This window comes from Frankia alni ACN14a (assembly GCF_000058485.1).
Classification (GTDB): domain Bacteria; phylum Actinomycetota; class Actinomycetes; order Frankiales; family Frankiaceae; genus Frankia; species Frankia alni.
In genome coordinates this window covers 4,558,853-4,580,910 of the sequence record NC_008278.1, presented here as the reverse complement: position 1 = coordinate 4,580,910, position 22,058 = coordinate 4,558,853, and the positions used below count along the sequence as shown (strand labels likewise).

Annotated in this window: 19 protein-coding genes and 1 pseudogene; 9 read left to right on the top strand and 11 right to left on the bottom strand. The window is 71.5% G+C overall.

What is annotated here, in order from left to right; all coding sequences use genetic code 11:
• Positions 1-193: 193 nt before the first annotated feature.
• Positions 194-1,288 carry an HAF repeat-containing protein gene (locus tag FRAAL_RS18425; RefSeq protein WP_055751714.1) on the bottom strand — a complete coding sequence of 365 codons (1,095 nt, stop codon included), beginning with the start codon at positions 1,286-1,288 and terminating at the stop codon, positions 194-196.
• A gap of 16 nt (positions 1,289-1,304) precedes the next feature.
• On the opposite strand from FRAAL_RS18425, the pseudogene FRAAL_RS36160 reads away from it, so the two are divergent.
• Positions 1,305-1,928: pseudogene (locus tag FRAAL_RS36160) on the top strand (ABC transporter substrate-binding protein); the annotation flags it as partial.
• Between the two features lie 171 nt (positions 1,929-2,099).
• Here the strand turns inward: FRAAL_RS36160 and FRAAL_RS18415 are convergent.
• Positions 2,100-2,888, bottom strand: coding sequence for a TauD/TfdA dioxygenase family protein (locus tag FRAAL_RS18415; RefSeq protein ID WP_011605340.1), 789 nt, complete (start codon positions 2,886-2,888; stop codon positions 2,100-2,102).
• A gap of 368 nt (positions 2,889-3,256) precedes the next feature.
• Entirely contained in the window at positions 3,257-4,375 is a 1,119-nt protein-coding gene (locus FRAAL_RS18410) for an NADH:flavin oxidoreductase (protein ID WP_011605338.1), read from the bottom strand.
• A gap of 498 nt (positions 4,376-4,873) precedes the next feature.
• On the opposite strand from FRAAL_RS18410, the gene FRAAL_RS18405 reads away from it, so the two are divergent.
• The 5 genes from FRAAL_RS18405 (at position 4,874) to FRAAL_RS18390 (ending at position 9,208) form a co-directional block, all read left to right on the top strand.
• The gene (locus tag FRAAL_RS18405; RefSeq protein WP_011605337.1) at positions 4,874-5,293 is read left to right on the top strand and encodes a YciI family protein; all 420 of its coding nucleotides are present in this window, start codon (positions 4,874-4,876) and stop codon (positions 5,291-5,293) included.
• 14 nt (positions 5,294-5,307) lie between these two features.
• Positions 5,308-6,453 carry an RNA polymerase sigma factor gene (locus tag FRAAL_RS18400; protein WP_041940717.1) on the top strand — a complete coding sequence of 382 codons (1,146 nt, stop codon included), beginning with the start codon at positions 5,308-5,310 and terminating at the stop codon, positions 6,451-6,453.
• 132 nt (positions 6,454-6,585) lie between these two features.
• Positions 6,586-7,140 carry a DUF6624 domain-containing protein gene (locus FRAAL_RS18395; RefSeq protein WP_050997173.1) on the top strand — a complete coding sequence of 185 codons (555 nt, stop codon included), beginning with the start codon at positions 6,586-6,588 and terminating at the stop codon, positions 7,138-7,140.
• 199 nt (positions 7,141-7,339) lie between these two features.
• Positions 7,340-7,483, top strand: coding sequence for a DUF1059 domain-containing protein (locus FRAAL_RS30980; RefSeq protein WP_011605334.1), 144 nt, complete (start codon positions 7,340-7,342; stop codon positions 7,481-7,483).
• Positions 7,484-7,954: 471 nt separating this feature from the next.
• Complete coding sequence (locus tag FRAAL_RS18390) at positions 7,955-9,208, top strand: cytochrome P450 (RefSeq protein ID WP_011605333.1); 1,254 nt, start codon at positions 7,955-7,957, stop codon at positions 9,206-9,208.
• 117 nt (positions 9,209-9,325) lie between these two features.
• Here FRAAL_RS18390 and FRAAL_RS18385 read toward each other — a convergent pair whose 3' ends face one another.
• Positions 9,326-9,910, bottom strand: a complete 585-nt coding sequence (locus tag FRAAL_RS18385; RefSeq protein WP_173402694.1) for a hypothetical protein — start codon at positions 9,908-9,910, stop codon at positions 9,326-9,328.
• Positions 9,911-10,393: 483 nt separating this feature from the next.
• Between FRAAL_RS18385 and FRAAL_RS18380 the strand changes: the two genes are divergently transcribed.
• Positions 10,394-11,107, top strand: a complete 714-nt coding sequence (locus tag FRAAL_RS18380; protein ID WP_231861074.1) for a hypothetical protein — start codon at positions 10,394-10,396, stop codon at positions 11,105-11,107.
• Between the two features lie 57 nt (positions 11,108-11,164).
• Here FRAAL_RS18380 and FRAAL_RS18375 read toward each other — a convergent pair whose 3' ends face one another.
• Positions 11,165-12,451, bottom strand: a complete 1,287-nt coding sequence (locus tag FRAAL_RS18375; RefSeq protein WP_011605329.1) for an MFS transporter — start codon at positions 12,449-12,451, stop codon at positions 11,165-11,167.
• 148 nt (positions 12,452-12,599) lie between these two features.
• Here FRAAL_RS18375 and FRAAL_RS18370 point away from each other — a divergent pair, with 148 nt between their 5' ends.
• Positions 12,600-12,920, top strand: a complete 321-nt coding sequence (locus tag FRAAL_RS18370) for an ArsR/SmtB family transcription factor (RefSeq protein WP_011605327.1) — start codon at positions 12,600-12,602, stop codon at positions 12,918-12,920.
• Here FRAAL_RS18370 and FRAAL_RS18365 read toward each other — a convergent pair.
• The gene (locus FRAAL_RS18365) at positions 12,917-13,399 is read right to left on the bottom strand and encodes a MarR family winged helix-turn-helix transcriptional regulator (protein ID WP_011605326.1); all 483 of its coding nucleotides are present in this window, start codon (positions 13,397-13,399) and stop codon (positions 12,917-12,919) included. The two genes, FRAAL_RS18370 and FRAAL_RS18365, sit on opposite strands and share 4 nt — an antisense overlap.
• A 155-nt stretch (positions 13,400-13,554) precedes the next feature.
• Here FRAAL_RS18365 and FRAAL_RS18360 point away from each other — a divergent pair, with 155 nt between their 5' ends.
• On the top strand, positions 13,555-13,848 hold the full coding sequence (locus FRAAL_RS18360; RefSeq protein WP_231861073.1) for a hypothetical protein: 294 nt from the start codon (positions 13,555-13,557) through the stop codon (positions 13,846-13,848).
• 226 nt (positions 13,849-14,074) lie between these two features.
• Here FRAAL_RS18360 and FRAAL_RS18350 read toward each other — a convergent pair whose 3' ends face one another.
• The 5 genes from FRAAL_RS18350 to FRAAL_RS18325 form a co-directional block, all read right to left on the bottom strand.
• The gene (locus FRAAL_RS18350; RefSeq protein ID WP_041939467.1) at positions 14,075-14,440 is read right to left on the bottom strand and encodes a hypothetical protein; all 366 of its coding nucleotides are present in this window, start codon (positions 14,438-14,440) and stop codon (positions 14,075-14,077) included.
• Between the two features lie 314 nt (positions 14,441-14,754).
• On the bottom strand, positions 14,755-16,224 hold the full coding sequence (locus tag FRAAL_RS18340) for an aldehyde dehydrogenase family protein (RefSeq protein WP_011605323.1): 1,470 nt from the start codon (positions 16,222-16,224) through the stop codon (positions 14,755-14,757).
• A gap of 118 nt (positions 16,225-16,342) precedes the next feature.
• Positions 16,343-18,016, bottom strand: a complete 1,674-nt coding sequence (locus FRAAL_RS18335; RefSeq protein ID WP_050997171.1) for a purine-cytosine permease family protein — start codon at positions 18,014-18,016, stop codon at positions 16,343-16,345.
• A gap of 213 nt (positions 18,017-18,229) precedes the next feature.
• A complete protein-coding gene (locus FRAAL_RS30570; RefSeq protein WP_011605321.1) occupies positions 18,230-20,683 on the bottom strand; it encodes an ATP-binding protein in 2,454 nt (817 codons plus the stop codon).
• Entirely contained in the window at positions 20,680-22,050 is a 1,371-nt protein-coding gene (locus FRAAL_RS18325) for a BTAD domain-containing putative transcriptional regulator (protein WP_011605320.1), read from the bottom strand. The genes FRAAL_RS30570 and FRAAL_RS18325 overlap by 4 nt, the downstream gene beginning before the upstream one ends.
• Positions 22,051-22,058: the final 8 nt, after the last annotated feature.

The following is a 22,058-nucleotide window of genomic DNA, read 5'->3' as shown; positions in this document are numbered from 1 at the left end:
GAAAATTCGAGCGGCAAGTACACGGTGATTTGCGTGTGATCTCCCTGCGATCTCCGTGATTCTCGGTGAACCCCGAGGGAGATGGCTGGAGATTATTGGAAGAATTGGACGGACGGCACGCAACCCAACTGATTCGGACCACCTGGCGGAACGCGTACTTCCCCGAACGGATTGCCTACGGATCGCCGGTCGGTCAGTTCCACAGGGCGGCGTGGCTCGTGCCGTCGGGCCGGAGCACGGAGCCCACGACCTGACCGAGGTTGTTGATCGCCGCCGGTTCGGCGGAGCCGTCGAGGCGCACGGTCCGGCCGTGGCGCCAGCGGAAGGCTCCGGTGCTGGTCTGCACGACGACGTCGCCCCGGTCGTTGAGGGCGAGCGGCCGGGCGAAGGAGCCGCCGAACGTGCCCAGGTCGCTCTGGCGGCCATGGTCCCAGAGCAGGACGTGCCCGGCGTCGGTGTCCGGATCGAACGTGGAGCCGACGATCTGGCCGCCGTTGTTGACGGCCAGTGCCTGGCTGAGGGCCGCGTCCTCGGGGCCCAGGTCGATGGCGCGGTCGCGCTGCCACAGCGTGGCGTGGGTGATGCCCGCCGGGGTCGTGGCCCAGCCGACGACGTCCCCGCGGTCGTTGATGTCGACGGCGCGGCCGTGCGGGCCGGGCAGCGGCACCCAGCGGCCGCGCAACCAGCGGGCGAACTGGTCGTCGGGGTGGTCCTTGCGCTGCAGCTCACCCAAAATCCACCCGTTGTCGCTCACCGCGATGGCCTGGCTGGTGTAGCCCGCGGGCGCGCCGAGATCGACGGTCCGGCCGTCGCGCCAGCTCATCGCGTGCGTCCCCCCGCCGGCCGGACCCGTCCCGACCACCTGGCCGCGCTCGTTCTGGTCAACCGGGGTGAACCCGGGATCGACCACGGCGCCGTCGGGACGGATCACGAAGCCGGACGAGGTGAAGCGACCCGGCAGGACACCGGCGATCTGCCCGGCGTCGTTGATCAGGAGGGGTGCTCGCGCGGTGTCGGGCAGGGCGGTGAGGACCCCCCGCGACCAGCGGAATCCGTGGCTGTCGTACGGACTGCTGTAGCCGGAGCCGACGACGTCACCGCGGTTGTTGATCGAGGTGGCGCCGTTGTGGGTGATGCCCGGCAGGGCGCCCAGATCGACCGGCCGTACGGGCCCGGCAGCGGGTGCGGCAGCCACCGCCACTCCGGACGACAGGACGGCGCCGGTCACTGTCGCCGCCGCCATCACCGTCGCTGCCGCCGCGACCCTGATCGCCCGCACCGCACCCATCGACGCCTCCCGGACGGTGGCCGACCCTCGCCACGCCATCGAATACGCATTGAAGTCAGGCAATCACTCTTCGAGTCGCAGGCGGGGTAGCGACGCGCCGACACCCGCGGCGTCGGCTGTGCGTGTTGCAGCCGTCCTCCTGGCGGGCGCGGGCGGCGCATCGTCGTCCACCACGGGCACGGGCACCGGGGGAACCAACGGTGCGCCCACGCACGGCGGGACCCTGACCTGGGTGTGGTCGGGCACCGATGCCGCCATCAAGGATCTGTCCCCGTACCGCACGGTCGCGGACGCCGGCCCGCAGAGCGGCACCGACGAGCGGTTCGCCATCGACGACGCGCTCATCGCCTTCGACACGTCGGGCGGACTGCGCAATCGTATTGCGAAGTCACTGACGACCAACGACAACGTGCACGGGACGTTGACGTTGCGCGACGGGGTGACGTTCTCGGACGGCACGCCCTTCGACGCCGCGGCCGTCCAGTACAACTGGCAGGTGGACGCCGACCCGGCCAGAGGCTCGGCCGCTGCCGGCTACGCCCGGCGGATCGCGTCGACCTCGGTGGTCGACGCCCGGACGCTCGCGGTCACGCTGGCCAGGCCGAACACCCAGTTTCCGCGGATCGTCGCCCAGTCGGTGCTGTCGCACGTCGGATCACCGTCGGCGATGAAGAAGCTCGGCGCGGCCTTCGGGCAAACGGAGACCGACGGTAGAGACGCGGTCCCGCCCCATATAGCAGGGTTTCCTCGACTGTCGGAGCCGGCGGGGCGGCGATCGAAGCTGGGGGGGCGAACCCGCCGTGGCCGTGGGTCAGCCGCCGATGACCTTGCGGTAGACGCGCGGGCCGTCGTAGTCGTTGACCGCGAAGTGCCAGGTGGCCAGGTTGTCCCAGGTCACGAAGTCCCCGGGCTTCCAGCCGAAGCTGACGGTGTAGTTGGGCGAGGAGGCGTGCGCCAGCAGGAACGGCAGCAGGGCCGCGCCCTCGGCCGGGCCGACGCCGGTCAGCCGCAGCGCCGACGAGCTGAGGAAGAGTCCCTTGCGACCGGTGTGGCGGTGGGTGCGCACGACCGGGTGCTCGACGGTCTCGGTCACCGGCGGCCGGTTGTAGGTCCCGTCGCCCGGATCGGCGTTGTACACGGCGCTCACGGATTCCAGCAGGTGCTGGAACGGCTCGGACAGGCCGTCATAGGCCGCCTGCAGATCGGCCCACAGCGTGCGCCCGCCGATGTCCGGGACCACCTGGTAGGTCAGCGACTCCAGATGGAACGGCGGGGTCCGCCAGGTGCCGCCGACGTGCCAGGTCGAGGCGCCCCCGGCCTTCTCCAGCTGGAAGTCGTACACCAGCCGGTTGTCCTCGTGGCGGTACAGCCACTTCGGGTGGTCGAAGGGCTCGTCGAAGATCCGTACTGCCTGCACGTGCGCGTCGGGCGAGAGGTGCTGGTCGCGGAAGACGAGGACCTTGTGCTGCCAGAACGCCTCGCGCAGGGCTTCGGCGGTGGCGTCGTCGACGCCACCGGCCAGATCGACGCCGACGACCTCGGCGCCGAGGACGGGGCTGGCCGGGCGGATGTCGTGGGGCGCGGTACGGATAGCGGTCACCGTGACTCCCTCGGGGTGCGTGGCAATTCCTGCCGAAGAGGACCGCGATCCGGAAGGGGGCGCGGCGCGGGCCGGTGCGCCGATCGGGCGGGAAATGCCGTACGGCGTACCTCCCGCGTACGAACCGTCATGGCGCATGCGAACATTACTTCTGGCGCCCGGAAACCGCAATCCTCGCCGGGGCCACGGACATTTCTCGGCCATGAATGTGCAACACTTTCCTGGTCCGGGTCACGACAGATCCCGTCGGCCCTCGGGCGATCGGGAGTTCGCCCGAGGGCCGCGAGGTCGACGGTGGCGGCGGCCGGACGTCCCGGCAGCCGGACGTCAGGTCGCCGCCGGCGGCCGGCGGCCCCGGCTGCCGGTGGTCAGGTCAGGCGGGAGTCGTCGGCGCTGTCGTAGGTGCGGATCTCGGCCAGGCGGCGATCGCGCAGCTTGGTGGCCCAGGCGGGTTCGGAGAGCAGGGCGCGGCCGAGGCCGACCAGGTCGAACTCGCCGCGCTCGAACAGCTCCAGCAGCGGGGCGAGGCTCAGCGTCGCCGCCGGGCTCTCGTCGTCGCCGCGGAAGGCCGTCGGCACGCCGACCGAGCCGATCGCGATGGTGGGCAGGCCGGTGATGTTCCTGGCCCAGCCGGCCAGGGTCCGCGGGGAGCCGTCGAACGCCGGCTGCCAGTAGCGGCGGGTGGAGGCGTGCAGCACGGTGACGCCGGCGTCCACGAGCGGGGTGAGCAGCGTCTCGAGCTCCTCGGGGTTCTCGGCGATACGGGCGTCGTAGTCGCCGCCCTTCCACTGGGAGAACCGGTAGATCACCGGGAGGTCCGGGCCCACCTCGTCACGGACCGCGGCGACGACCTCGGCCCCGAGCCGGGCCCGGTTGGCCAGGCTGCCGCCGTAGCCGTCGGCGCGCCGGTTGGTCCGCAGCCAGAAGAACTGGTCCAGCAGGTAGCCGTGCGCCCCGTGCAGCTCGACGCCGTCGAATCCGGCGCGGCGCGCGTCGGCCGCGGCGCGTGCGAAGGAGGCGATCACCTCGTCGATCTCCGCGGTGCTGGCCTCGTCGCCGACCACCGTCCCGTCGCCCCGCCGGCCCGACGGGGAGAACACCGCCGCCTCCGGATGCGGCGGAGCACCCGCCTCGCGGCCGGCGCCGAGATGCCACAGCTGCGGGACGATCCGCCCGCCCACCGCGTGCACGGCGTCGACGACCCGGCGCCAGCCGGCGAGCGCCTGGTCGCCGTAGAACCGGGGCACCCGGTCGCTGCTCCCGGCGGAGGGATGATCCACGTAGGTGCCCTCGGTCACGATCAGGCCCACGTGCGCGGCCCGCCGCGCGTAGTAGCCGGCCACGTCCTCGCCCGGCACGCCGCCCGGGGAGAACCTGCGGGTCATCGGCGCCATCACGAACCGGTTGGCCAGCTCGACGCCGGCCAGGGAGAACGGCGTGAACAGCGGCGCGGCGTCCGTCCCGTCCAGCAGGCGCTCGCTACTCAACGGGGACGGCGCCACCGCAACACCCGCGGACGCCGCAACACCCGAAGTTGCCGTAACACCTGAAGATGCCGCACGATTCGGCGGCGCCGTATCACTCGAAGACACAGTCATGTCGCGTTCAATCCCGGCGCCATCGCGGATGTTCCGCTGAGACAATCGGTTCCTGGCTCACCTGTGCGCCGCCCTGGCCCTCGTCGACGACGGTCCCGTGCAGCGGAGATTCCCCGCATTTGCCCGTGCGGCGGGCTGTCCCCGGCGCGACCGAGCCGATCCCGATCCCGATCCCGGTCGCCGCTCGCCGCTCGCCGCACGCCGCACGCCGCGGGATGGTCTCGCCCCCCGCCCGACGCCGCAGATCCGGACACCGCGCGACGGCTCACCCGGACTCGCCCCCGAGAGCGCCAAGAAGATGCGGCGGCGATGTCGAGAACCGGTGGTTGACTCCGTCCCGGGGGAGAACGCGACGAGAGGGTCGCACCAGCACCGAGGAGAACCACGATGGCCAAGTACCTGCTGCTCAAGCACTACCGCGGCGCCCCGGCCGCGGTCAACGACGTGCCCATGGAGCAGTGGACGCCCGAGGAGGTCTCGGCCCACGTGCAGTACATGAACGATTTCGCGGCCCGGCTCGAGGGGACCGGCGAGTTCGTCGACAGCCTGGCGCTCGCCCCCACGGGGACGTTCGTCCGGTACGACGGCGAGGGCCGCCCGCCGGTCACCGACGGCCCGTTCGCCGAGACCAAGGACCTCGTCGCCGGCTGGATGGTGATCGACGTCGACAGCTACGAGCGCGCCGTGGAGCTGGCCGGGGAGCTGTCGGCCGCCCCCGGGGCGGGCGGGAGGCCGATCCACGAGTGGCTCGAGCTGCGCCCGTTCCTGTCCGCGACGCACACCGTCACAGAGTGCCATTTCAAGTGAACGGACCTCCGCGGGTGGACGAGGTCCTGCTTCGCAGCCTCACGCCGGGCGTGCTCGGGATCCTCGTCCGCCGCGGAGCGGACTTCGCGGCGGCCGAGGACGCCGTGCAGGACGCGCTGGTCGAGGCGGTCCGCGTCTGGCCGGCCGACCCGCCGCGGGACCCGAAGGGCTGGCTGGTCACCGTCGCCTGGCGCCGGTTCCTCGACGCGACCCGCGCGGACGTCGCGCGCCGCCGTCGGGAGGGCCTCGTCGACGACGAGCCGGCGCCCGGACCCGCGTCCGCGGTCGACGACACGCTCCAGCTCTACTTCCTGTGTGCCCATCCGTCGCTGACGCCGTCGTCCGCCGTCGCGCTCACGCTGCGCGCCGTCGGGGGACTGACCACGCGCCAGATCGCCCGGGCCTACCTGGTCCCCGAGGCGACCATGGCGCAGCGCATCAGCCGGGCCAAGCGCACCGTGTCCGGTGTGCGCCTCGACCGGCCCGGCGACGTCGCCACCGTGCTGCGCGTCCTCTACCTGGTCTTCAACGAGGGCTACTCCGGCGACGTCGACCTCGCCGTCGAGGCCGTCCGGCTCACTCGGCAGCTCGCGGCCGCGATCGACCATCCGGAGGTGGCGGGCCTGCTCGCCCTCATGCTGCTCCACCACGCCCGGCGCGCGGTCCGGACCGCGCCCGACGGCAGCCTGGTGCCCCTCGCCGAGCAGGATCGCGGCCGGTGGGACACCGCGTTGATCGCCGAGGGCGTCGCGATCCTGCAGGCCGCCCTCGCCCGCGACCGGCTGGGCGAGTTCCAGGCTCAGGCCGCCATCGCGGCACTGCACGCGGACGCGCCCACCGCCGCGGAGACCGACTGGGTGCAGATCGTCGAGTGGTACGACGAGCTCGCCCGCCTGACCGACAGCCCGGTCGTCCGGCTCAACCGCGCGGTGGCCGTCTGCGAGGCGGACGGGCCACGCGCCGGCCTGGCGGCGCTGGCCGCGCTGGACGACGCACTGCCCCGCCACGCCGCGGTGGCGGCGTACCTCCACGAACGCGACGGCGACCTGGCGACGGCGGCACGTCTGTACGCCGAGGCGGCCCACGCGGCCTCCACCATCGCGGAGCGCGACCACCTGACGCGCCAGGCCGCCCGGCTCAACACCCGCCGGGGCCGCTGACGGGGCGCGCTGGTCCGTCCGCCAGGATAACGATCATGTGGTCGCGGTTGCCGACGATGCCCGGCCGCACTGGGTTGGGCGTGAGCGGAGGAGACGCGTCCGATTCGCGGGAGGCCGTTGCACACTGGCCGTGTGGACGAAGGGTTGCGGGCCGAGTTGGCGCGGCGGGTCGACGCGGACCAGGCGATGCGCAGGGCGTGGACGGCTCGCCGCAGCGACCGCATCAGCGAGGAAGAACCGGCGGAGTGTGGCGCGGTCGACGAGGACAACACCGCGTGGCTGCGTCGCGTTGTCGCCGAGCATGGCTGGCCGGGCCGATCCCTGGTCGGTGAGAAAGGCGCGCACGACGCCTGGTTGCTGGCCCAACATGCCGATCACGACCACGCTTTCCAGGCCGACTGCCTCACCCTGCTGGTCGCGGCTGTCGACGCCGGCGAGGCGTCCTCGGCCGACCTGGGGTGTCTCACCGACCGGGTCCGGCGTGCCCGCGGCGAACCCCAGCTCTACGGCACCCAGTTCTGGTACGGACCCGACGGTGATGGCGGGCTGCAGCCCCAACCGATCGCTGATCTGGACCGCCTTGACGAACGACGAGCCGCCGTCGGGCTTGGACCATTCGCCGAGTATCAGGCCCTGATGATGGACACGTACGAGGGCCAGCGCTGTCTCGCCCTACGGGACTGGTGAGCAGGTCGTGCCCTCGGGCAGGACCACGCCCCCGTCGAGGAGAACCGCTGCTCCTTGGGCGGCTCCGCTCGCCGTTCGACGCCATGTTCACTCCGGCGCGGCCCGGCGGAATGGGAAGACGGTCTCGCTGGCGCCTGCGGCGTGCACATACTGGAGGGGCGGCCGCACGACCGCCAGGTGAGAGAGGAGACGAGTCGCGGTGAAGAGGCTCAACTGCCCCTGTGGTGAGCACATCGAGGGCGTCGACGAGGACGACCTGGTCCGCAAGACCCAGGAACATCTTGCCGAGCAGCATCCCAGCCACGAATACAGCCGAGAGGAGATCCTCTTCCTCGCCTACTGACACCGCGATCTCGGGCGCGACCCGCTTCGCGAGATTCACCGACGCGGCCAGTAGTCTCCCGGGAGCCGCTCGATCGCTGGCACGTCGGCGCCGCACCGCCTGTCGCGTGGCCACGCCTCATCCGCCCGGGATCGACGAGGTCCGCCCAGCGTTGCACACGCAGCTCGTGGTGCCGAACAACGCAGATCCCCACGATCACGCTCGGCCCTGTCGCGAAACATGCGAGCGGACGAAGGACGCACCATCAAAATCCCGTGCCGAAACCGATCGGCCGATTCGGAGTGCCTATTGGACATGACCGGCCGGTCATAGCCACAATCGTGACGAAATCTGTCGGCAGGGAATCTCTTGAAGATCTGCAGGTGTCAACGACCCGGCGGGGGAGGGCACCGGTGCCCGCCGTCACCATTCGTACCGCAGGATCGGACTGCGTCGGTGACGCCACGCACGCGTAGACAGGGAGTTGACGAGATGGCCACCGTCCCGGCCTCACGCTCTGCCAGCGAGCGGCGCTCGCCGCTGCTGGCGGCCTTCGACGCCGCGCGCCAGGTCGATCCCTACTCCACCTACCGAGCCATCCGCGAGGCCGACCCGTTGGCCGGGCATGACCTGGCGGGCCACCGGGTGACCCTGGTCACCCGGCACGGCGACACCGCCGCCGTGCTCCAGGACCCCGCCTTCGGGCACGGCTACAAGGAGAACATCAGCCCCTTCCGTCCCGACGGTGACGCCGACGACGGGCTGGAGTCGCTCCTGCGATCCGATCCGCCAGATCACACGCGGCTACGTCGACTGGTCAGCAGGACGTTCACGCCCGGCACTCTCGTCGAGCTTGCCCCCGACATCACTTCCTTCGTCGCCGGGCTGCTGGATGCGGCGCTGGAGGCTGGTGAGATCGACGCGATCAGGGCACTGGCCCGGCCCGTGCCGACCCGCATGATATGCCGACTGCTCGGCGTTCCGGCCGCGGACGAAAAAATATTCGGCGAGTGGTCGGAGACGCTGATTCGCGGCATCGACCCGGATTTTCTGCTGACTCCCGACGAAATCACCGAGCGCCGCCGGGCGGCGCGGGAGCTGGACGCCTATTTCCGGGACCTCATCGCGCGCGTCCGGGTCAGGCCGGGCACCGATCTCGTCAGCCAGCTCGTCGCGATCCACCTCGGGGAGGATGCGCTGACCGAAAGCGAGGTCCTCGCGCTCTGCGCCGTGTTGTTGGTGGCCGGGCATGAGACGACGGTCAACCTCATCGGCGGCGGGGTTCTCGCCCTCGTGCAGCACCCCGACCAGCTGGCACTTCTGCGCGCGGACCCCGGCCTCATCCCCGCCGCGGTCGAGGAGATGCTGCGGCACGACTCTCCGGTGCAGTTCATCCCGCGGACGGCGTTGCGCGACACCGAGGTCGGTGGACGACAGTTCCGCCGCGGTGAGGGCGCTCTGCTGCTCGTCGGCTCGGCGAACCGAGATCCGGACGCCTTCGACGAGCCGGACCGTTTCCTGGTCGCCCGCTACGCGGGATCCACTCCGGCCGCGCGCCACTTCGCGTTCGGGACGGGTGTCCACTACTGCCTCGGCGCCCCCCTGGCCCGGATGGAGGCGGAGATCATCTTCCGTCTGCTTCTCGAGCGCACCAGCGAGCTCGCTCTGATCGGGAGTACGCCGACATACCGAAACCAGAGCATCATCCGCGGGCTGCAGACGCTCCCCCTGCGGCTCGCCGCCTGACCGCGAGGAAGTGAACGACGGGGCCTCGTCCGGAGTGGCCGGATCGCGGTCCGGTACCGCTCCGCGAGATCCTGCGTCTCGTCACCGGTGCCCGCAGACCTCAGAAAGAAGAGGTACTCAGGTGTACGAGTACACCTCCAGCTGGAACAGGTAGCCGGCGGCGGCATGTCCCCATCCCGGATTCCCTGGGCAGACGCCGCGATTCGGCTGGTATCCATCGAAATAGAGCGAGCTGCATTTGAAACAGAAGCGCCATGCGCTCTGAAAGTCCCGCGGAACTGGGTTCCGGTCGTGCCAGAGAAGGTTCTGCGGGTAGACGCCGGTGTGCGGCCCGCTGCCGCGCCCGGCGCAGACACCTGGAAAGTCGTGGTAGTAGAGAAGGCCACAGGACGAGCACTGCCGCCAGTCGCTCTGCTGGTACGCCGTCTCGCCGGCGTGGTGGTCGGTGCTGTTGGTGAAGGGTATCCTGAAGGTCCAGCCCTGTATCACGTGAAGGCCGCCCGCGGGGCATCGGTTGTGGACCTGCCGCAGGTTCCGGACCAGGCCGAAGCACTTGTTGCAGAAGCGCCAGTCGGGGTGCCATATCCCTGACGCCTCGGCAGGTGAGGACAGCGCGGCCGTTGCCGTGACGGCCGCCAACCCCAGTCCGGCCACCAGAAGGGTCCGCCTTGGCATGCCGGGTGATGGCTCGTCCACCGTCATTGTGCGTCCCCCTCGAACTCGTGCACGCACCGCCGTGGATGGCAGTGCGGCCACTATCGTCGGCTCGACCTCGACCGCCGGGAAGCTGACGGGTTTGTGACAGGACCAGCGCGTGCGGTCGGCGCGATCTCGAGCAGCCGGGGGCCGGCTGCCAGAGGCGGGGACGGTGACCCTCGGCCCGAGACGCCGCAACTCCAGCCCGTGGAGAAGAACCTGGCGTGCGGTCGTCGGGTGTCGGACAGGGCGCGCGGTAGCGGGCCGCGGGCGGCTTACATTCCGCGGGTCGGGTCACGTGTCGACTCGGCGGGACCTGGCCGGGAGGCGGACGTGTGGGCAGGCAGAACGGGTCGGCGAGAGACAGGCCTGCGCCGGTGGGCGGCCGTCTTCGTGACAGCGTCGGTCACGGTGCTTGCAGGCTGTGCCAGCGAGGGGCGGCCTGGCGGGCAGGCGGCTGCGACGACGCCGCCGATGGTTTCCACCGCCATGACGGTCCCGGCCGCGACGACGGTCCCGGCCGCGACGAGGGTGCCGGCTGCGACGAGGGCGCCGGCCGCGGGGACGGCTTCGGCCGCGGGGACAGGCGCCGGGGCGGGAAGTTCGGGGGCGGCCGGCGCGCGCGGCGGCCCGGTGACGCGGCTGGTCAACCTGGCTCCGGTCGGGCGCAGCGGACAACCGGCGAGGGGCTGGACCGTCGACGGGCACGATGATGATCCGGACGCGCCGATCGACTGCGGCGACACCAGTCGGGCGGACCCGTCGCCCGCCGCCGTCAGCGGCGACATCTACTACTGTTCGCCCAGCGCCGCCGGCGCCGATGCCTGCTGGCCGACACCCCAGGCCCGCCGGATGCTCTGCCTGCGCGACCCCTACTCGGCCACGCTCGCCGCGCTCACGGCCCAGTCGCTCGTCGCCCGGGTCTCCCCGCCCAGGAACCCCGTCCCGCTCGGCCTGGATCTGGCCAACGGGGACCGCTGCCGGCTGCGCGACGGCGGCGCCTGGGGATCCCCGCAGAACCATCCGGACTATGTCGGCTACTACTCCTGCGGCCCGCGCGACATCGTGTGGGCGCCGCAGAACTCGCCCACCGGCGGCATCGACAGGACCAGCAGGCGCTGGACCGTTCTGGTCGGAGACGTCACGGGCCCCCTGGCCACCGTCCCCGTCACGACGGCCGACTTCGTCGCCACCGCCCCCTGAACTACCGCGGGGCCGGACCCACTCCGCGGCACGTCGTTCAGCGGTCGTGATGCGAATTCATGATCGGCTGTGGGAGTCGGTGGCGATGGCGGGTGTGGCCACGGGCGGGGCGGCGGATCGACGCCGTCGTTCCGGGGCGGTGGTGGCGATGAGGGCGAGCGCTACCGCGGCCAGCACGGCGGCCGTGGCCGGGATCGTGGCCGCCCCGGCCGCGTCGAGGGTCACGCCACCGAGCGCGGCGCCGAGGGCGCTGCCGAGGTAGATCGCCGAGCCGTTGAGACCGAGGGCGACGGTGGCGACGTCCGGGGCGAGGACGAAGAGCCGGTGCTGCTGCGGTGTGATCGACAGTCCCTGGAAGGCGCCGACGGCGACGAGGACGACCAGCGCCGCTGCGTACTCCTCGCGCGCCGGCACCAGCACGGCGAACGACGCGGCGAGCCCGGCGACGGCGACGAGCAGCACTCCCAGCGCGCCGCGACCGTCGACCAGGCGTCCCACCAGCCGGTTGCCGGTCAGGCTGCCCAGCCCGAACGCGAGCAGGATCACCACGAGCCGGCCGTCCGTGCCGTCCATGCCCAGGACGACCGGAAGGTACGAGATCAGCAGGAACGGCGGCGTGACCACCGCGACCGTCGCGAGCAGAACCATGAGCACCGGCGGCCGGGTCAGCACGCCCAGCCGGGCGCGCATGCTCGTCGGCGGGACGTGGGCCCGGGGCAGCAGGGGCACGCAGAGCGCGGTGAGCGCCGCGAGCACCGTGATGACCCACAGCACCGCTCGCCAGCCGAACCACTGCCCGGCCAGGACGCCGAAGGGAACCCCGAGCACCGTCGAGAGCGAGGTCCCCGCGGTGACGGCGGCCAGCGCGCGCCCGCGCCGTGCGCCGCCGGCGAGCATGCCGGCCATGACGTAGGCGTTGGACTGGAACGCGGCGGCACCGAGGGCCGCGGCGGCCCGCCCGGCGGCCATCACGGCGTACGAGGGGGCCAGGGCCTGGCCGGCCATCCCGAGCAGAAACAGCGCCAGCCCGCCGCCGAGCAGCAGGCGCCGGTCCCAGCGGCCGGTGAGGGCCGCGAGCACCGGCGAGCCGACCGCGTAGGTGACGGAGAAGATCGTGGTGAGCTGGCCGGCGGTGGACACGCGCACGGACAGGTCGTCGGCGATGGCGGGCAGCAGGCCGGCGAGCACGAACCCGTCGACGCCGAGCGTGAACGTGCCGGCCGCCAGCACCCCGAGCTGCCAGCCGCGCAGTCCGTCCTTGCTCCGGGGCTCGTCGTCCTCGGGTTCGTCGTTCCCGGGCTCGTCGCTCCCGGGCTCTTTATTCGATCCTTGTCGAACCGTCACAAGGTGAGGCTAGGGGTACGTTCGATGGGTGTCAAAGCATCGGGATCGGCGAAGCGACCGGTCGGGCGGTCGGCGAGGTGGCTGGCGAACCGACCGGCTGGGTGACCGGCCGACTGGTCGGCCGAGAGGCTGAAGCGGGCAGCCTGCGGTGTCTCGACAGCTCCCTCAGCCAAGCCGTGACTCGATCAACCTGATCACGGTCCTTGCCGCCCTGGCCGACCCGGTCCGGCTCGCGCTGATGCAGGCGATGTACTCCCGGACCGGCCCGGTCGACTGCGCCGTGATCGCCCAGGGGGTCGAGGTCGGCGCCCCGACCGTCTCCCACCACTACCGCGTGCTGCGCGATGCCGGCCTGACCACGACCACCGTCGAGGGCCGCCGCCGCGTCATCACCATCCGCCACGAGGACCTGGAAGCACGCTTCCCCGGCCTCCTCGCCGCCGTCCTCACCCCGGCCGCGAAGATCTAGGGTCGGCGGGCCGGTACCTGGCGGGCGGCCTCGATGATCCGGGTGAGCGCGCCGTGCAGCTCCTGGAGATCGGCGACCTCGACACCCAGCCGATCGACGACGGCGTGGGGGATCTTCAGGGCCTCCTGCCGCAACGCGCTGCCGGCCGGGGTGAGTTCGAGCGTCAGCAGGCGCTCGTCGGTGGCGGCCCGGCGCCGGGACAGGTAGCCCGCCGACTCCAGCCGCTTGAGCAGCGGCGAGAGCGTGGCCGAGTCCAGCAGCAGGGCGGCGCCGAGGTCCTTCACCGAGCGCGGTGAGCGTTCCCAGAGGGCCAGCATCACCAGGTACTGGGGATGGGTGAGACCGAGGGGCTCCAGCAGCGGCCGGTACACCCCGATCACCAGCCGGGACGCGACGGACAGGGCGAAGCACACCTGCCGGTCCAGCGCGAGGGGGTCCTCCCCGAGGTCCTCGCCGATGCTTGCGTCGTCCTCGATCACGGGCCGGTCCCTCCCTTCGTGGCGTGCGTCATGGTCCAGGATACCTGGCACGCCGACGAAGCGATCGCGTACGATTCTTATGCGCACGAACTAATTGGGTGCCAAGCTTCGGCCCGCGACGCGACACCCGCGGCGCCGACGAGGGAGGGCGACGGATGAAGGTTCAGGGGAGCACCACCGTCGGCAGCGCAGCCGGAGCGGACGAGACGGGCACGGTGGGCGGGCTGGGCACGGCGAGTGGCGTGGGGGACCGGCCCAGCCGCTTCTACCGTTTCCTGTTGAGCGTCATGGGGCCGGCGCAGCTCGGTTCGCTCGACGCGCCGCCGCGCCCGGCGCCGGCGCGGGTGGACATCTGCCGCAGCTGCGGGCAGCCCCGGGACGCCCACGAACTCGAGCGGCTCGCCGACCACACCGCCTCGCGCTGCCCCGCGGGACCGGCGCAGTCCTAGCGCGGCCGCCGCGCCGGTGCACCAGGACGACGGCGGCAAGGGCATGCCGATGATGTCCTCGATCTCGGCGAAGGTGCAGGGGGGACGATCCGCGGTCTGGGCACGGAGCCAGGCCCACAACGCGCCGTACTTCCCGGGATGGGTATTCGTCGCCGCCTGCGACGTGCCCGCGTCGTCGCCGACGGTGGCCGGCCGCCAGACGGTGCCTGGTCGGCAGTGTCCGGTGTCATGACCGGTGCCTGGGGCTCGTGGGCGGGAGCCGGTACACGTCCTGCTCGGACCAGACGAGGATCCGCGGGCCGGGCCGGTCGATGAAGGTCTCCGCGAATCGGCGGGTTGCCGCCACCTTCTCGCCGTCTCCGAGGAGGACGATGACTCCGAGCCCGGCGCCAAGATCAGCGAGGTTCAGGTAATCGCCCTTGATGTACTTGCGCGTCCGGTGGCCCGACTCCACCTCGAAGCCGACCACTGGCAGCGGACGTTCGAATCTCGGTATCGCGCAGCCCTGGGCTGCAAGCCAGACGACGTCGAGCCGGCCGCCCGGAACCGGATATTCGCGGGCCACATCGAAACCCAGCCGCGCGCCATGCACGCACAGGATTTCGATGACTCTGCGTCCACGTTCGCTTGCTGTCTCCTCCGGTCGGGCCGCGGGGTACTCCTGGGTATCTCGGTTGGACGTCGTTGGCGCGTCGGCACGCGCAGGACGGTGATCACGGTGGGGGCACCGCGGCCGACGGTTCCGCGGAACCGCGCCGGCGCCGCCGGCGGCCAGCCCGACGTCACCGACGACCCCGACGTCAGGGCGACCCCGACGCCCACGACCACACCGTCCCACGGCCATGCCTCGACGATCCGGAGTCAGGTGGCACCATCACGCCGCCTGATCACAACCACATACGCGACCTAGCCCGACGCCATCGGCCACACCAGCGACTTGTGCTGCAGGAACTCGGACAGCCCCCACTTGCCCCATTCGCGGCCGATCCCGCTGGCCTTGTAGCCGCCGAAGGGTCCGTGCGGGCTCAGTCCGCCGGTGCCGCCGTTGAGGGACACCATGCCTGCGCGGATCCGGCCCCCGATGCGGTAGGCCCGCGTCGGGTCACCTGACCAGACTCCGCCGCCGAGTCCGAAGTCGCTGTCGTTCGCCAGCCGGACAGCCTCGTCGTCGTCCCGGAACGGGATGACGACGGTGACCGGCCCGAAGAACTCGCGTTGCGCGATCGTCATCGAGTTCTCGACCCCGACGAACACGGTCGGTTCGACGAAGAAGCCCTTCGGCAGGTGGGTCGGGCGGCCGCCGCCGTAGGCGAGCTGCGCTCCTTCGTCGAGGCCGGCGCGGATGAGCGTCTCCACCTTGTCCCGCTGGGCGGCGCTGATGAGCGGGCCCATGGTCACCGTCGGGTCGGCCGGGTCGCCGATTCTGACATGGTCCATGGCCTTCTTCAGACCCGCGACGAGGTCGTCGTGGATCGATTCGTGCACGAGGGTCCGGGTCAGCATCGAACAGCCCTGACCGCAGTTCACCGTGAAGTTCATGACGACGTCGGGAATCACCTTGGTCAGGTCGGCGTCTTCGCAGACGATGTTCGCCGACTTGCCGCCCAGCTCGAGCACGACCTTCTTGAGCGTGTCCGCCGCCTGTTTCACGATCTTGCGACCGACCGTGTCGGAGCCGGTGAAACTGACGATGTCCACCGCCGGGTGCGAGGTGAGCAGTTCACCGGCCGCCGGCGTGCCGGTGACGACGTTGAACACTCCCGGCGGCAGGCCCGCCTCCTCGGCGATCTCCGCGACCAGGAACGCCGACAGGGGAGTGTGGGGCGACGGCATGAGCACGGTCGTGCACCCGGCGGCCAACGCCGGTGCGAGCTTGAAGGCGGCCAGGAAGAACGGCGCGTTGTACGGCGTGATGATCGAAGCCACGCCGTAGGGCTCGCGGCGCACGACGCCCTGGCCGACGCCGAGCGGGGTCTCGTAGGGCAGCATGGGTTCGTCGAACTCGAACGAGAGCAGCACCCGCTCGGCCATGTCCTCGAAGTGCTCGATCGGCACGTCGACGAAGACCGACTCGGCCAGCATCCGAGCTCGACCCACCTCGGCGACGTCGAGGTCGACGAGCTCGGCCTGACGTCGCCGCATGACCTCGGCCATCCGCATCAGTACGCGGGACCGTTCGGACGGCTTCATTCCGGGCCAAGGGCCGTCGTCGAAGGCCTCGCGCGCGGCCATGATCGCCCGGGTGACGTCTTCCGCGGACGCCTGTGGCACCACCCCCAGTGGTTGTTCGGTCGCGGGGTTGATCGCGGTCAGAGTCTCGGTGGAGTCGCTGCCCACCCAGCGGCCGCCGACGTATAACTGCTCACGGATGACCATGGTTACGGCGCACCCTTCTGAGATGTCGCCGCTCTCGGAACGGGGGCAGCGAGGTGTGTCCATCGTCACGGCACCCCGATCCGCAGTCAAAGGTCTGCTCAGTAACCTGACCAGACGTTCAGCTCCGTGGACGGACGAGTGAGGACTGGGCCGGGAGCACGTGGTCGCCGACCTTGTCGGTCGAGAGGTCGAGGGAGCAGATGTAGGCATCGTGCGTCTGGCACCGGAGCATGTCCGGTCGCTCGTACTCCTGGTGGCAGACGTGGCAGCTGAGGGTCTCGCCCGAGGGGTTGCCGTGCTCGTCGTACATCGGCAGGTCGATGCCGTCGTCCGTGCGGCGCAGGTAGTACCGGCCTTTCGTGGCCACGGCCAGGATCGGCGGCAGGACGAGCGCGAGCACGATCGCCACGAGCGGGGAATAGGGCTTGAGGCCGGAGCCGAGGCCCCCGTAGAAGTCGATGATCGAGATGCCGGCCGACAGCACCATCGACCCGAAGCCGACCGGGTTGACGGCGTAGAGCATGCCGCGGCGGAACTCGGGCTGCAGCGGAGAGAGCTTGAGCAGATACTTGTTGAACGTGATGTCGGAGGCGACGACGACGATCCAGGCCATGCCGCAGTTGGCGTAGAACGCGAGAATCGTGTTCAGGAAGCTGAACATGTCGGCCTCCATCAGGATCAGCGCCACGGCCAGATTGAAGCCGAGGAAGACCAGCCGACCGGGATAGGTCTTGGTGATTCGCGTGAAGGAGTTGGTCCAGGCCAGCGAGCCGGAGTAGGCGTTGGTGACATTGATCTTGACCTGGCTGATCACGACGAGCGCGACGGCGAGGGCCAGTGCGGCCCAGTGCGGCAGGATGTCCTGGTAGATCTCCAGGAACTGGTGCACCGGCTGGTTGGCCACGCCTGCGCCGTCCGCGACGTTCGCGATGATGTAGACGGCGAGGAACATGCCGATGATCTGCTTGATGGCGCCGAAGACGACCCAGCCCGGGCCGGCCAGCACCATCGCGGTCCACCAGCGGCGCGAGTTCTCCGGTGTGCGCGGCGGCATGAAGCGCAGGTAGTCGGTCTGCTCGGCGATCTGGGCGATCAGCGACAGGCAGACGCCGGCGGCCAGGAAGACCGAGCCGAGGTTGAAGCCGCCCTTGCCGTCCTGCCCGCCGTAGTCGAAGAACCCACTGATCGAGTCGGGATGGCTGATCAACAGGTAGGCGAACGGCAGCACCATCAGCACCAGCCACAGCGGTGTGGTCCAGAGCTGCAGCGTGGAGAGCAGTTTCATGCCGTAGACCACGAGCGGGAAGATGATGATCGTGGAGGTCGCGTAGCCAAGCCACAGCGGGATGTGCAGGCCCAGTTTCAGGCCCTGGGCCATGATCGAGCCTTCGAGGGCGAAGAAGATGAACGTGAAGGATGCGAAGATCACGTTCGAGACGACCGAGCCGTAGTAGCCGAATCCGCTGCCTCGGGTGATCAGGTCGAGGTCCAGGTTGTAGCGGGCGGCGTAGTAGGCCAGGGGGAAACCGGTCAGGAAGATCACGACGGCGAAGACGCCGATGCCCCACAGGGCATTCGTCGTTCCGTAGGAGATGCCGATGTTGGCCCCGATGGCGAAGTCCGCGAGGTAGGCGATGCCGCCGAGGGCCGAGATCGCGACCATGCCGGTGCCCCAACGCCGGTAGCTGCGCGGCGCGAACCGGAGCGTGTAGTCCTCCAGGGTCTCCTTCGCGGACCCGGTGTCGTCGAGGTGGTGGGTTGCGGGTTCGTGCGGGGGACTGACGGTGCTCATCGCAGGCTGGCCTTTCAGCGGGCGCGGGTCCGAGGACACGGACGAACGGGCGACGGGAGCGACGCTGACCCCTGCCGACCAGCCAACATCCGGCCGCTAAGCAAGTGTTAAGCAACGGCCAAGCGGCCCCGCCACCGCCGGGCGCGGGCGGTCTCGGCGGGGCTCGGGCGGCCTCGGCGGGGCTCGGGCGGTCTCAGCGGGGCTCGGGCGGCCTCAGTCGAGCGCGCGCAGGGCGCGGGCCACGCGTTCGTGTTCGGCGACGATCTTCCGCACCAGCGGGCCCACCTCGCCGGCGGCACCGGTGTGGGTCTCGACCTGCTGGCACAACCGGGCCAGGTCGGTGGCCCCGAAGGTGGCGCCGAGGCCCTTCAGCGTGTGCGCGGCGCGGTGCGCCGAGTCGGGGTCGCAGCCGGTCGCGGACAGCGTGTCCACCAGCACCGACGTGTCGGTGAGGAAGTCGGTGATCAGGCCGGACAGGGCCGCGGCGTTCCCACCGAGAAGCTCACGCAGCCGCTCGAGCGCGCCCGGGTCCAGCACGGGCCGGCCCCCCGGCGGCCGGGCCCGAGCCAGCGCGGCGACGAGGTCGGGGGTCACCAGCGGCTTGGTGACGTAGTCGTCCATGCCGGCCGCCAGGCAGGCCTCCCGCGCGCCGGCCTGTGCGTTGGCGGTGAGCGCGATGATCCAGGGTCCGCGGCCGTCACAGAGAGCCCGGATCCGGCAGGTGGCCTCCAGGCCGTCGACGTCGGGCATCTGGACGTCCATGAGCACGACGTCGTAGCGCCCGCGCTGGACCGCGGCCACCGCCTCGGCGCCGCTGCTCACCAGGTCGGCACGGTGGCCGAGGCCGTGGAGCTGACGGAGCACGAGTCGCTGGTTCACGGCCTGATCGTCGGCCACCAGCAGCCGCAGGGCCGCGGTGGTCCTTGCGCGCGGCAGCGGGGCCGGGTGGAGCGGCAGCGGGGCCGGGTGGATCGGTCGGTCCGGGTGGTGCGGTACCACCGTCGCCGCCGCGGCGAGCACGGTGACGGTCATGGTGGTGCCGGCTCCGGGCGGGGAGGCGGCGGTGATCGTCCCGCCCATGAGGGTGCACAGCCGGCGACAGATCGCCAGGCCCAGCCCGGTCCCGCCGTAGCGCCGCGAGGTGGAGGTGTCGACCTGGGTGAACGCCTCGAAGATCGACTCAAGATGGCCGGCCGGGATGCCGATGCCGGTGTCGCGCACCAGGAAGCGCCACGCGTACGTGCCGTCGGTGCCGCCCAGCCCTTCGGCGCCGCGCGGCGCCGCCCCGACGGTGACGGTCACCTCGCCTCGTTCGGTGAACTTCACCGCGTTGCTCAGCAGGTTGAGCAGGATCTGGCGGACCCGCGTGGGGTCGCCGACCATGGCCTGCGGGGTGCCGGGTTCGAGGGTGCAGGCCAGAGCGATGTCCTTGGCCGCGGCATCGGCCGAGACGAGATCGAGGGCGGCCTGCACGCAGGCGGCGACGTCGAACGGAACCTGTTCCAGGCTGAGGCGGCCGGCCTCGATCTTGGAGAAGTCGAGGATGTCGTTGATCAGCAGGAGCAGGGCGTGGGCGCTGTCGTGGACGACCTCGGTGAGGTGGCGCTGGTCGGCGTCCAGACGGCTGTCCAGCAGCAGCCCCGACATGCCGATGACCGCGTTCATCGGGGTCCGGATCTCGTGGCTGATGGTGGCCAGGAAGGCGCTCTTGGCGGCGTTGGCGCTCTGGGCGGTGGAAGCGGCGTCGCGCAGGGCGTCGGCGGTGCGGAACAACCGTTCGGTCATCTCGTTGAAGCGCCTGGCCAGGGTGCGCAGCTCGCCGACTCCGGCGACCCGCGCCCGGACGTCGGGCGCCCCGGCGGCGATGCGGGCGGTGGCGGCGTCGAGTTCCGCGACCGGGCGGAGCACCGCCCGGCGGGTCACGGCGGCGAACACCGCCATCCCCGCGAGCAGCAGCAGCGCCGCCGCGATCGCGGCCGCCGACCAGGCCCGGGCCCGGTCGGTCGCCCGCGCGGTCTCCCGGGCCGTGCGGGTGTCGACGAGCGTGAGCACCTGGCCGATCGGCCGCATGATCTCGTCCTTGGCCCGCAGGTAGGACGCGTCGAACAGGATGTCCGTGGCCCGCTGGCGGTTGGCCGCACCCCCGTGGACGGCCAGGGTGAACGCCTGCTCCTCGACGGTGGCCAGGGCGTCCGACCGCGCCTTGGCCGTGGCGAGCAGGTCCAGCTCCGGGCGGGTGAACCGGGCCTGTGCGGCCAGCGTGGCGAAGGCGACCGGGGGACCGGACGGCGAGGGCCGCCGGCCGGTGTCGGTCACGACGTCCCAGTAGATGTTGCCGTAGTTCTGCGGTCTCGGCGCCGTGCCGTCGCGGATCTCCAGGATCTCCTGGAACCAGGCGCGGTAGCGCGGCTGACCGGTGACCACGTACGTCCGCGCCATCCGGGTCAGGTCGTCGGAGGTCTGCCGCAGTTCGTAGGCCAGGCGCAGCGACTGCGACCGCCGGGCCTCGGCCGAGGCCGCCTGCCGCGTGCTGCTCTCGGCCTTCAGACTGACCAGCAGCAGCGCGGCCAGCAGGACCACGCCGATGCCGACACCGCTACGGACCAGGCCGCGCAGCGACATCGGCGCGGAGGTCGTCGGCGCGGAGGTCGTCGGCGCGGAGGTCATCGGTGTTCGGGTGCGGTGCCGGTCCGAGCCCGGGAGACCTCGGCGCGCAGCGTGGCGATCTCGGTGCGCAGGGCGGACTCCCGCTCGGCGGTCGAGCGTCTGGCCTGGAGGGAGGCGCGCAGCCGGGCCCGCAGCATCGTCGAGCTGTACGGCTTCGGCAGGTAGTCGATCGCGCCCAGCTCGATGCAGCGCACCACGCTCTCCAGTTCCGGCACCGCCGACACCATGATCACACCGACGGCGGCCAGGGCGGGATCCGCCTTGATCTCGGCCAGGGTCGCGTAGCCGTCCAGCACCGGCATGAGCAGATCCAGCAGGACGATGTCGAATCCGCGCGTACCGTCATCGGCGGCCCGCAGGACCTCGAGCGCCTGGTGGCCGTTCTCGGCCGTCTCCACCTCGTGGCCGAGCTCGGTCACCGCGGCGGCCAGGAGCGTGCGATTGACGGCGGTGTCGTCGACCACGAGCACCCTGCCCGGCCGATCCGCGGACGGTGCCCGGTGGTCCGGTGTCGTCCTCCGGCGGCCCGGCGTCGCCGCCTGGGCCGCCGTGGCGGGCACGCTCGGCGGTGCGGGCGCGGGCGCGAGCGGCTGCCAGGCCAGGCCGGGGTCCTGCCGCAGCACCGCCTGTTCCAGTTCGCGCAGCCGCACGCCCGGCTCGAGCCCCAGCTCGTCACGCAGCACCCGGCGGGTCTCGCGATAGGTGGCCAGCGCGTCCACCTGCCGCCCGCACCGGTACAGCCCCAGCATCAGCTGTGCCCGCAGCCGCTCGCGCAGCGGGTGGCTGCGCACCCGCTGTTCCAGCTCGGCGACGAGAGCGGCGTGCCGGCCCAGGGCGAGTTCGGCGTCGATCCGGTCCTCGGCCGCGCCGAGGTGCAGTTCGGTCAGCCGGGCCGCCGCCGCCCCGACGAACGGGGTGACCGGGACGTCGGCCAGTGCCGGCCCGCGCAGCATCCCCTCGGCGCGCAGCAGCACCCGCGCCGCCCGCTCGGGATCCCCGGCGTCGAGGGCCGCCCGGCCGCGCACGACCAGGTCGGCGAAGGCATGCGCGTCCACGGCGTCGGGGGAGACGTCGAGCAGGTAGCCAGGCGACGCCGTGACCAGGACGGTCGCCGCCTCGCCACGGCAACGGCCGGGTTCGAGTGCCCGGCGCAGCTGGGAGACGAAGACCTGCACCGTGGCCGCCGCCCGGGCCGGGGGCTGCTGCGGCCACAGGTCGTCGATGAGCTGATCGACCGACACCACGCGGCGGACGCGGAGCAGCAGCGAGGCCAGGACAGCGCGATGCTTGGGCCCGCCGAGGTCCACCGGCTGACCGTCCCGGTACACCTCGACGCGGCCGAGCAGCCGGAACTCGAGGCCCACCATCGCTCGAT